This is a genomic window from Streptomyces sp. NPDC048248 (assembly GCF_043201875.1).
Classification (GTDB): Bacteria; Actinomycetota; Actinomycetes; order Streptomycetales; family Streptomycetaceae; genus Streptomyces.
The window spans coordinates 36,262-46,860 of record NZ_JBICZL010000010.1; the positions used below are offsets into that span (position 1 = coordinate 36,262).

General features: G+C 71.5%; 9 protein-coding genes. All 9 read left to right on the top strand.

The window, feature by feature from the left end:
* The first annotated feature begins 937 nt into the window (after positions 1–937).
* The 9 genes from ACGFZW_RS22405 (at position 938) to ACGFZW_RS22445 (ending at position 10,590) form a co-directional block, all read left to right on the top strand.
* Entirely contained in the window at positions 938–2,728 is a 1,791-nt protein-coding gene (locus ACGFZW_RS22405; RefSeq protein ID WP_393894947.1) for an acyl-CoA dehydrogenase family protein, read from the top strand.
* Positions 2,725–4,488, top strand: a complete 1,764-nt coding sequence (locus ACGFZW_RS22410; protein WP_393894948.1) for an acyl-CoA dehydrogenase — start codon at positions 2,725–2,727, stop codon at positions 4,486–4,488. The genes ACGFZW_RS22405 and ACGFZW_RS22410 overlap by 4 nt, the downstream gene beginning before the upstream one ends.
* A gap of 76 nt (positions 4,489–4,564) precedes the next feature.
* The gene (locus tag ACGFZW_RS22415; RefSeq protein ID WP_393894949.1) at positions 4,565–5,323 is read left to right on the top strand and encodes a 4'-phosphopantetheinyl transferase family protein; all 759 of its coding nucleotides are present in this window, start codon (positions 4,565–4,567) and stop codon (positions 5,321–5,323) included.
* A gap of 142 nt (positions 5,324–5,465) precedes the next feature.
* Positions 5,466–6,227, top strand: coding sequence for a thioesterase II family protein (locus ACGFZW_RS22420; RefSeq protein WP_393894950.1), 762 nt, complete (start codon positions 5,466–5,468; stop codon positions 6,225–6,227).
* Between the two features lie 198 nt (positions 6,228–6,425).
* Positions 6,426–6,989, top strand: a complete 564-nt coding sequence (locus tag ACGFZW_RS22425; protein ID WP_393894951.1) for a DedA family protein — start codon at positions 6,426–6,428, stop codon at positions 6,987–6,989.
* Between the two features lie 89 nt (positions 6,990–7,078).
* Positions 7,079–7,432, top strand: coding sequence for an ArsR/SmtB family transcription factor (locus ACGFZW_RS22430; RefSeq protein WP_393894952.1), 354 nt, complete (start codon positions 7,079–7,081; stop codon positions 7,430–7,432).
* A complete protein-coding gene (locus ACGFZW_RS22435) occupies positions 7,429–7,698 on the top strand; it encodes a hypothetical protein (protein ID WP_393894953.1) in 270 nt (89 codons plus the stop codon). Before ACGFZW_RS22430 ends, ACGFZW_RS22435 begins: the two co-directional genes overlap by 4 nt.
* Before the next feature lie 112 nt (positions 7,699–7,810).
* Positions 7,811–10,177 (top strand): MMPL family transporter, encoded by a 2,367-nt coding sequence (locus tag ACGFZW_RS22440; protein ID WP_393894954.1) that lies wholly within the window; start codon positions 7,811–7,813, stop codon positions 10,175–10,177.
* Positions 10,178–10,371: 194 nt separating this feature from the next.
* Positions 10,372–10,590 (top strand): MbtH family protein, encoded by a 219-nt coding sequence (locus ACGFZW_RS22445; protein WP_393894955.1) that lies wholly within the window; start codon positions 10,372–10,374, stop codon positions 10,588–10,590.
* The last annotated feature ends 9 nt before the right edge of the window (positions 10,591–10,599 follow it).

Consider the following 10,599-nt stretch of genomic DNA (forward strand, 5'->3'; position numbering starts at 1 on the left):
CGGGCCCGCCCTTGGCGCTGCCGTCGGTGATCCTGGTACCGGCGGCCGCCCGGTGGTCGACCCCTGGCTCTCGCCCGACGGGCAGAACGGCGCGGCGCTGTCCGTAGGCGGGGCGTCCGCGGTGTACGCCACCACACCCACCGAGCGTTGCGGGTGCTCCCGTCGCAACCGCTCCGCCGCGGGCACCCCCTCGGCGCCGGTGTCCACCAGGAGCGCCGGGGGCCGCCGGCAGCCGGCCCGCGCCGCCTTCGTACTGCCACAGCCGACCCACCGGATCGATGTCCGGTCCCGTGCGACCGATGAGCACCCGCCGGGCCGTCGGGGGGAGGCGGTGAACTGTTCGCAGGGCACCGGGTGAGAAGCGGCGGGTGCGACCGAACTGCCGGGGCAGGCCGTCCCGGGGTGCCGGAGTCCGACGTGGTGTCCAGCGTGCTGCCCTCCATGGTGCTGTCACGGCTGTCGTAGAGGGTTGGCCTGCGGGGTCTTCCTGGGGAAGTGACCCGCCGAGGCTGAAGAGGTAGAAGCAGCGCGCGGCGAAGGGGCCGGGCCGCGTTCCGCGCCCTGGTGACAGGGGCACGGGGACGTGTTCGGGCGGCAGGCGCCGCCGCGGGTCGTGGGGGCCGGTGGTCAGCGCATGGGCGACGGGTGTTTATAGCCCTCGTATAGCCGGGCGAATCAGGCTGGGGCGTGCCGGTCCTGGCCGGGTTCCGGTGGTTCGCAGGGTGCCGGTCGTCCGCCGCCAGGAGGCCCGCTCGTGAGGGGGCCGGGGCGGACGACCCGTGGCGAAGGGGATCCAGATCGTGTGCACGGTGCAGGAAATCCGCGACGGACACTGCCGTGCGCGGCAGGCGAGTGCGGGCGATCCGGTGGTCCGCCACGCCGCGGCGGCTTCGGGGCCTCGCCGGGCAGCTGCTCCGCGGCAGGAGGCCGCCCGGTTATGAGCGGTGTTCATCGCCTGACCGCATGGCTGGAGCAGTGTCTTGGAGATCCGCGGGACCACCGGCGTGCCCTGTCCGTCGCCCGCTCCGCGGCGTGCGACCGGGCGGAGGAGTTCCCTGACGAGGCGGCCCGCGAGCTGGACGGCCTGGGGCTGTCCCGGTGGTTCGCACCGGCCGGCTCCGGGGGTGCGCTGCGTGGCATGGACGAGCTGTTGGGCATCGTCCGTGCCCTCGCCCGCCGCGACCTCACCGTCGTCGTGGGCTGCGCCACGACCTACCCGGCAGCGGCCGGTGTCTGGCTGGCGGGTCGTCCGGAGCAGGTCGCGCGGCTCTCCGGACGGGTCCGCGCCGGCGCCGTGGTGGGGCTGGCGGTCACCGAAGGTGAGCCCGGCAGCGATCTGCCCATCGGGGAGCTGACGGTGCGGCAACTGCCCGGCGGAGGGTATCGCCTCGACGGGGAGATGCGGCTTGTCAACAACGCCGATAGGTCGGCGTTCCTGTGCGTCCTCGCCCGCACCGTACCCGTCGGCGGTCCCGGCGCCTTCACGCTGCTCTGTGTCGACAAGGAACGTTTGGTACCGGGGAGTTGGCGGACGCTGCCGGCCCAGCGGACCGTTGGTGTGCGCGGCGCCGACCTCAGCGGCATCGTCTTCGACGGTGCCGAACTGCCAGACGAGGCCCGCATCGGCGCGTGGGGGGAAGGGCTGGAGTGCGTCCTCAAGGGCCGGCAACTGGCCCGGACCCTGTGTGCGGGCATGTCGCTCGGGGCTCTTGACCAGGCGCTGCGGCTCGTCCTCGAGTTCGCGCACCGCCATCGGCTCCACGGGCGCCGACTCATCGAACTCCCGCAGGCGGCCCGCGCATTGGCCGAGGTGTACGCGGAACTACTGCTTGCGGAAACGGTCGGGCTCGTCGCCACCCGCAGCGCGCACACCCTTCCGCAGGAACAGAGCGTCGCGTCGGCCGCTGTGAAGTTTCTGGTGCCGACCATGGCCGACCGGTCGCTGGGCGCGTTGCGGCAGCTGCTCGGGGGCCGGGCGCTGCTGACGCGTGACCATGCGGACGGGCAGTTCCAGAAGATCGAGCGGGACCATCGCGCCGTCGGGCTCTTCGGCGGAAGCCCGGTCGTCGGTCTGGTGGCGCTGATCCGCCAGTTTCCGGTGCTCGCCCGGCGTTACCGGGAAGGGCACCACGACCCGGCGGGCGTCGCGGCCGCCGCCCGGCTCGATGCGCCGCTGCCGCCGCTCGGCGCCGTGCCGCTCAGCCTGCAATCGCGGACCGGCAGCAGCATCGTGCAGTCACTCCCGGGCGCCGCCGAACGGATCCGGGCGCTCGCCGGAGCGGGAGAGGTGCGCGGCGAGATAGCTGACCGGGCGGACAGCCTCGTGCGGCTCTGTGACGGCCTGCACGACGAGCTCGCCGCCCACCGGCCCGCTCCGCGCGGCATCCCCGACGACGCCTTCGGTCTGGCCCGACGGTACAGCCTGCTGTACGCGGCGGCCGCGAGTCTCCAGCTGTGGCTGCACAACCGGCCGGGCGGCGACGCCCCGGCGGCGGCCCCGCCCTGGGCGGACGACGGCTGGCTGGAGGCCGCACTGGCCCGATTGGAAAGGGAGCTGAGCGGACAGCCGGACCCGGATGACCTGGACGGCCCCGCCCTCGACCGGCTGCTGCCCGCACTGGAGGAGCAGCGGGTCACCTGTCGGCTGTTCTCCCTGTTCCCGTGTGTGCTCGCAGAGTCCCGCCCACCGAGCGGCGGGGCGCGCTCGTACGGGGAGCCACCCGGATGACCGGGCCCCGCAACACGCCCGTCACGCAGCGAATCGCCGAGCTCGAGCGGTTCCTGGGTGACCCCCACGACCCGCACAACCCGCTCGGCTACACCGCGGTGCTCGAAGCGGACGAGGGCGGGGTGCCGTTCGCCGCGGGCGAGCACACGCTGTGCTGCTTCGGGCTGAACGCCGAGTTCGTGCCCCGCGCGCTCGGTGGCCGCTTCGACCGCGCGGACGACCTCGCCGGGCTGATGCGCAGCGTCTTCCGGCGAGACGGAACGCTCGGCGTCGGATACGGCGTGTCCAGTTTCGTCGCGGGCCTGCCCGTATGGGCGTCCGGGACACCGGGCCAGCAGCGCAGAGCGGCCCGCATCCTGCTCGCCGAAGGGCGGCTCGCGGGCGGGTTCACGGAACTGGCGCACGGCAACGACCTGGCCGGGACCAGCCTGCGGGCGCTCCCGGGCGACGGCGGGCTGGTCCTCGACGGCGGCAAGCAGCTGATCGACAACATGGTGCGGGCCGAGGCCGCCGTGCTCTTCACCCGCGCCGACGACCGGCCCGGTGGCCGAGGCCACACGCATCTGCTGGTCGACCTGGAGAAGCTGCCCCGGGGCCGGGCCGCGCGCGACCGCAGGTTCCGCACCTCGGGGCTGCGTGGACTGCTGCTCGGCGGCATCGAGTTACGGGACTGCCCGGTGCCCGCCGACAGCGTGCTGGGCGAGCCGGGCGAGGCGATGGACACCGTTCTGCGGGCCTTGCAGATCAGCCACACCGTACTGCCGGGCATGGCCCTCGGCATCGCGGACACCCAGCTGCGCACCGTGACCGGCTTCGTGCGGGAGCGGCAGCTCCACGCGGGGCCTGGTGGGGTGCCGCCGCTCGCGAGTGCCACCCTCGTCGGGGCGTTCACCGACCTGCTGGCCTGCGACGCGCTGGCGACGGTCGGGGCCCGCGCGCTGCACGCGCTGCCCGGGGAGACCGGGGTCCTGTCGTCCGCGGTGATGTATCTGGTGCCGAAGATCCTTCAGGACGTCTCGTACCGGCTGTCGGTGCTGTTGGGTGCGCAGGGCCTGCTGCGGGACGGTCCCTATGCCATCTTCCAGAAAGCGGCACGCGACCTCCCGGCCGTGGTCGCCGGCCAGGTGGGTGCTGCGGTCTGCCAGGCGTCGATCGTCACCCAGCTGCCGCGATTGGCGCAGCGCTCCTGGCTGCCCGCCCTGGAGCGGGCGCAGCGCTCGGGCCGTGTCGGCCCCGACGACCCGCTCGGCACGGCCCTGAGCCTGCACCTGCCGCTGCCCCGGCTGGACTTCGCCCGGCTCAGCCTCCACGCCAGTGGCCAGGACAGTCCGACCGACGTACTCCCCGCCGTGCACCACGAACTGGCACGGGTCGGGGGGCGGGACACCGGCGAACTGGCCGCTCTCACCGGGCTCTTCGTCCAGGAACTGCGCGAACTCGCCGCGTCCGTCGCAAGGTTGTCGATACCCGATCGGACCGTACTCGCAGGACCCCGCGGGTTCGCGCTCGCGGACCGGTATGCACAAGTGCTGGCGGGGGCCGCATGTCTGGGGGTGTGGCGCGCCGCGCAGGAGGCGCCGGAGCCGGGCTTCGTGAGCGATCCGGCGTGGGTCACCGCGGCCCTGCACCGGTTGGCGAAGGGTCTGGGGCTACGGCCCGGCCCGCTGCCTCCACCCGTCCTGGCCCGGCTCCACGCCGAGCTGGCGGAACGGTACGACCGGCGCCGCACGCTCGACCTGACGGCCGGACCCCTGGCCTGAGATCCGATGCACGCACCGCCCCACCCGGCCCACCCCGCGCCACCAGAACGCCCCACAGTCTGGAGCTGACCCGTCCATGAGTGAACCCATCGGCCGCCTCGGTGAAAGCGCCGCGGTCCACGTCTGGCACGGCAGGGCGCGGGACACTCCCGACCCCGCCGACACCGCACTGCTCGACGACGTCGAACTCCGTGCCGCCGGGGCCAGACGCGCCCCGCTCGACGCACGGTACGCGGGAGCGCACGCCGCCGTACGCCGGATCCTCGCCGACCACTACCTCGGCGGCTCGCCCGCCGCCATTCGGTTCGGGCGGCACCGGTGCCTGCGCTGCGGCGACCGCACCCACGGAAGGCCACGGGTCGTGGTGCCCGCCACCCGGCTGGAGTTCAGTCTGTCCCGCTCGGGGCCCTACTGGCTGCTCGCCGTCACCGCCGGCGGCCAGGTGGGCGTCGACATCGAGCAGCGCGGCGAGTGCGACATCGGCAGTGCCGCCGAGGTCGCGCTGTCGGACGACGAACGGGCCGCCCTGCGGACCGCGGGGGACGAGCGGGACCGGCAGGACATCTTCTTCCGGGCCTGGACGCGGAAGGAAGCCGTGCTGAAGGCGGTCGGGGTCGGCATCGTCGCCGATCTGCGACGACTGGACGTCCGGCCCGCACAGCACGGTCCGGTGCTCGTCGAGCACGCCGAGCCCGGCCATCGCGGCAGCTGGTGGACCGAGGAAATCCCCCTGGGACCGGGGCTGTTCGCGGCGCTGGCCCGCGAGGCGGACCGCCCGGGCCCCGTGGTGCTGCGCCGCTCCGACGTCTCCGAACCGAAGGAAGTCACGGTATGAACCTCAGCGTTCGCGTCCGGACAAGCGACCGAGGTGGTCGGGCCGCCGGTCCGACCGCGTCCCGCACCGCGCTGCGCACCGTGCTCCCGGAGCACGGGGTGCGCGGCTCGCGCGCCGGACGTGAGCGATGCGGGGGTGTGCAGTGAGCGCCATCTCAGGTCACCGGTGGCTGCGGTGCCACCTGCCGCGGCCCGGGGCGCAGCTGCGGCTGCTGTGCTTTCCCCATGCGGGGGGAGCGGCCAGCGCATTCCACGGGCTGGCACGGGCGCTGCCGGAGGAGATCGAGTTGACCGCCGTCCAGTACCCGGGGCGGCAGGACCGCTACGGCGAACCGATGCCCCCGGGCATCCCCGAGCTCGCCGAGGAGATCTTGCGAGCCCTTCGGACGCCCTTCGGCCGGCCCACCGCGTTCTTCGGGCACAGCATGGGTGCCCTGGTGGCCTACGAGGTGGCCCGTCGGCTCCGGCCGCGCTACCCGTCCCCGCTGACGGCCCTGTTCGTCTCGGCCTGCAAGGCGCCCGCCGAGCGTGAACCCAGGGGGCTGTCGTTCGAGCCGGACGAGATGAGGGAGTACCTGGGGGGCCTCGGTGGGGCGGGTGCGCGGGCCATGGAGGACGAGGAACTCTGGCGGATCGCCTACCCGGTGCTCTGCGGCGATCTGCGGCTCACCGAGCAGTACCGCCATGCGGCAGGGGCTCCGCTGGCCTGTCCGGTCGTTGCCGTGGCGGGCGCGGAGGATCCCGCGGTCACTCCGGAGGCCATGGATCGGTGGGGGGACCACGCTCTCGGGGGCGTCGAGAGGCACGTCCTGTCCGGCGGTCACTTCTACTTCGAGGAGTCGCTCCCGGACCTCGCCGCACTGCTCGCCGACAGGGTTGGGCAACTTCCAAGTCATCAGGGTTAGTTGACGGTCGGCCGGGTCCCGTTCCTGGCCTCGCGGCGGGATGCCCCGGAGGTGTTCTCGGGGTTGTCCCTCCATCCCCTAGGGGATAGCTCGTAGAAACCCCTGGGCTTGCCTCCCAGCCGTTGAACCTCGCCTTTGCACCTGCCAGCCTGCATGAGCAGGTGCTGACACGGCGAATCGGAAGGCAGGGGGGCCGGCGTGGAGAGTGTCCACTGGATGTATGCGCTGCTGGTGCTTGTCACGGCGCCCCCGATGGTTCCGAACTCCGCGCTGCTGGCCGGCGCCGGCGCGCTCGCGGCGGCGGGGAGCCTCAGCCTTCCGCTCCTGGTGCTCACCCTGCTGATCAGTACGGTCGCGGGCGATCTGGGGATGTTCTGGGTCGGCCGCCGGGCGGGCGGGCGAGCTCTCGCCTGGCTGGAACGCAGTGCGCGGCGCCGCTCGATGCTGGAGTGGACGGCCGGCCGATTACAGCGGTACGGGGTGCCGTCGGTGATCGCTGTGCGATTCGTGCCCAGCGGGCGCGGCATGGGCGGGCTGACCGCCGGCATCGTCGGCTATCCGGTGCGGAGCTACCTGCTCGGCGCCGCGATCGCCGAGACCATCTTTGTCTCGTACACCATCGGACTCGGCTATCTGGGCGGGCAGTTCGTGTCGGACGGTCCGGGCCTGCTCTTCATCGGTCCGGCGGTGTCATTGCTCGTCGCGGGGGTCGCGCTGACCCTGCGGTGGATCTCGTGCCGCGTCAACGACGGTGCCTCGTGAGGGAGTTGATGGGGGATCTTCTCGATGGTGAAGCCTGTGGAAGGACATGGGCACCTGCTAACGTTTCCTTGCATGTGCGGTGTGTGGCCATGAGGGAGCGTTCGTTCACCGGGGACGAACTGGTGCAGGTGCTGGCGACATTGGCCAACCCGCACCGGTTGCGGGTCGTTGCCGCGCTGTCCCGGCAGCGGAACTACGTGAGCCAACTGGCCCGGGAACTGGGCATCAGCCGTGCCCTGCTGCAGGCGCACCTGAGAAAGCTCGAAGCGGTCGGCCTCGTCGAGGCCCAGCTGGAGTTCTCAAGTGACGGAAAGGCGATGAAGTTTTACGAGGTGATGCCCTTCGTGCTTCATCTGACGCCGGAGAGCATTACGCAAGCGGTGCCGAATCCTGGCTCCGACGACGCCGTCCAGCAGGACGGTCAGAAGGGATCTCTGCAATGAGCTACCACGGCTGGCAGGAAGTCATCGGGGCCGTAGGCATATTCGGCATGATGGTTGTGGTGGTAACAATCGTGATCTGGCACCTCGCCGCCACGTGGCGCGCCAGAGCGGTTCTTGCGCGTGATTACGAATACCGGACGCTTGCGGAGAAGTCCGTGCGGTTGCAGGAGTCCACCCAGCGGCAGCTCGACGACATCGGCAGCCGCCTCGCCGACCTGGACAGCCGTATGGAGTCGGTCGAACGGGTTCTCAAAGAGATCGAGTAGGGGAACCCGGGCCCGGGTCGTCGAGCTGCAACTCGACGACCCGGTGAAGAAGCCCACCTCGCCGCAGGGCGAGTCTCACAGGATTGCTCCCTCAAGGAAGGAACTGTAGTTCATGCTGTCCAGAGGCAAGCTCTCGCGCGGAAAGAAGCGTCAGGGGCAACGGGATGACACGACACGGAATGACGGGGAAGCCTCCCGTGTCTTAACGACGCCCCGAGCGCGGGGCACGCTGATCGAGCGGATCGCGGGCTGGTCGATCCGGCACCGCGCCCTGGCGATCGGCGGCTGGCTCGCCCTCGTGGTGGTGGCCGTCCTCTCCACCTCGTTGGTGTCAGGCCCCAGTGCGGACACCGACGACCCCGGGGAATCGGGCGCGGTGAAGAGGATCCTGAACAGCCAGAAGAACTATGAGCCGGTGCTGGAGAACGTACTGATCCAGCCGAAGGGAGCGGACGGCGGAAAGTTCACCGACGATCCCGAACTCCGCCGGGCGACCCAGGATTTGGTTGCCGAATTCAAGAAGACCCCGGGCGCGGTGACCGGTCTGCGCACCCCGCTGTCCCCGGGCGAGGAGAAGCAGCTCTCCGCGGACGGCCGCTCGGGACTGGTCACCTTCTTCGTGGCCGGTCCCAACGACAAGATGGATGCGCATTTCGAGGCGGCGACCGAGGCGGTGAAGGCGACCGCGGCCAGACATCCGCAGGTGCGCGTCGTCCAGGCCGGTGACCAGAGCCTGTCCACCGCCGTGGACGAGGCGATCAAGGAGGACTTCGGCAGCGCCGAGACCACCTCGCTCCCGATCACGCTGCTGATCCTGCTCGTGGTCTTCGGCGCCCTGGTCGCGGCCTCCATTCCGCTGCTGCTCGCGGCCACCACCGTCGCGGCCACCTTCGGGTTCATCGGCGTGCTGGGGCAGTGGGTCGCGGTCAACAGCGCGGTGTCCTCGATGATCCTGCTGATCGGTGTGGCGGTCAGCGTCGACTACTCGCTCTTCTACCTGCGACGGGAGCGCGAGGAGCGGGCGGCAGGGCAAAGCGTGGCGGACTCCCTGCGGACCACCGCCAAGACCTCGGGCCATGTGGTCGCGGTCTCCGGCGTGACCGTGATGCTCTGCGTCAGCGGGCTCCTCCTCAGCGGACTCGACGTCTTCCGCGGTCTTGCACTCGGCACGGTCCTGGTCGTCGGACTGGCGATGACCGGCTCCGTCACGGTACTGCCGGCCCTGCTCGCCGCCCTGGGGCACCGGGTCGACAAGGGGCGCATCCCGTGGCTCGGCAAGCGCCGCACCACCGCGTTGGAGTCCAGCGCCTGGCGGAAGGCGGCGCGCGGTGTGGTCAGGCGGCCGCTGCTGTGGGGCGGGGCCGCCGTGGTGGCGCTCGTCGCGATGGCGCTGCCGATGTTCGGCATGCACCTGCAGGACGCCGCGGTGGTCAACAGCCTGCCGCGCAGCGCCCCGACGGTGGACGCCGCGATCCGTATGCAGGAGGCGTTCCCCGGCGCGCCGACCCCTGCCCGGGTGGCGGTCTGGGGCGTCGACGGCAAGTCCTCGGACACTCCCGAGGTACGCGCGGCGGTCGACAAGCTGCACGGCGAGATCGCCCGGAGCGGCGGCCGACTCGCCGGACCGCTCTCGACGGTGCGGGTCGATGACGTCCTGGTGGTGCGCATCCCGCTGGCGGGCACCGGCACCGACCCGGTCTCCAACGACGCGCTGCAGATGCTGCGCGACCGCGCGCTGCCGGACACCCTCGGCACGGTCGAGGGGATCGAGTACGCCACCGGCGGCCGCACCGCCTTCGCCCAGGACTTCGCCGAGCAGCTCAGCGGCCGGACGTTCCTCGTCATCGGCTTCGTCCTGGTCCTGGCCTTCGCCCTGCTGCTCGTGGTCTTCCGCTCGCTGGCCATCCCGCTGGTCTCGATCGCCCTCAACCTGCTCTCGATGGGGGCGTCCTACGGCGTCCTCACCTGGGTCTTCCAGGACGGGAACCTGAGCTCCCTGCTCGGCTTCACGTCCTACGGCGGAGTGGCGGGCTGGCTGCCGCTGTTCATGTTCGTGGTGCTGTTCGGCCTCAGCATGGACTACCACATCTTCATCCTCAGCCGGATCAGGGAACGATGGCTCGCGGGCGCCGATGCCAAGGAGGCGATCGTCGGAGGTATCGCGGCCAGTGCCGGTGTCGTCACCAGCGCGGCCGTCATCATGACCGCGGTCTTCACCGTCTTCATCACCCTGTCCGCCATCGAGAACAAGATGATGGGTGTGGGCATGGCCGTCGCCATCCTCATCGACGCCACCGTCGTCCGTGGGCTGCTGCTGCCGGCCGCCCTGGCCCTGCTCGGCGAGCGGGCCTGGGAACTGCCGGGCCTGCTGAGCCGGCTGCCCGGCAAGGCCGGGCAGCGCCGAGTGCCGGCGGCCGACACCGACCAAGCGGGCGCCGAGCACGTCGCGCGCCCCTTCGAGGGAGCGCGCCGGAGGTAGGGCGACCCCCCGACCGCCCACCTGGCGCACCGCTCCCCGAGGCCCCCCGGCCCGGGACCCGACTTCGGTCGGGTCCCGGACGGGGGGCCTCTTCGTGGATAGCTCCGGTATAGACGGAGTATCGGGGCTCCGAGAAAACTGCTCCAGCAGATTGGGTAATACCTGGACCTACGTTTCTCACGTGAGGATTTCTCATGGCCGATGAGCGGGACGACGAACAGACCTACCGCGTCGTGGTCAACGACGAGGAGCAGTATTCCATTTGGTGGGCGGACCGCGAACTGCCCGCCGGCTGGCGGGCGGAGGGTACCGAGGGAAAACGGGCCGATTGCCTCGCGCACATCGGTGAGGTGTGGACCGACATGCGGCCGCTGAGTCTGCGTCTTCGTATGGAGCAGGCAGCGCAGAACTGACCGTTCGCC

Coding starts and splice junctions, on each gene's coding strand:
- ACGFZW_RS22405 (WP_393894947.1), top strand. CDS start 938: ATGAGCGGTGTTCATCGCCTGACCGCATGGCTGGAGCAGTGTCTTGGA.
- ACGFZW_RS22410 (WP_393894948.1), top strand. CDS start 2,725: ATGACCGGGCCCCGCAACACGCCCGTCACGCAGCGAATCGCCGAGCTC.
- ACGFZW_RS22415 (WP_393894949.1), top strand. CDS start 4,565: ATGAGTGAACCCATCGGCCGCCTCGGTGAAAGCGCCGCGGTCCACGTC.
- ACGFZW_RS22430 (WP_393894952.1), top strand. CDS start 7,079: ATGAGGGAGCGTTCGTTCACCGGGGACGAACTGGTGCAGGTGCTGGCG.
- ACGFZW_RS22435 (WP_393894953.1), top strand. CDS start 7,429: ATGAGCTACCACGGCTGGCAGGAAGTCATCGGGGCCGTAGGCATATTC.
- ACGFZW_RS22440 (WP_393894954.1), top strand. CDS start 7,811: ATGCTGTCCAGAGGCAAGCTCTCGCGCGGAAAGAAGCGTCAGGGGCAA.
- ACGFZW_RS22445 (WP_393894955.1), top strand. CDS start 10,372: ATGGCCGATGAGCGGGACGACGAACAGACCTACCGCGTCGTGGTCAAC.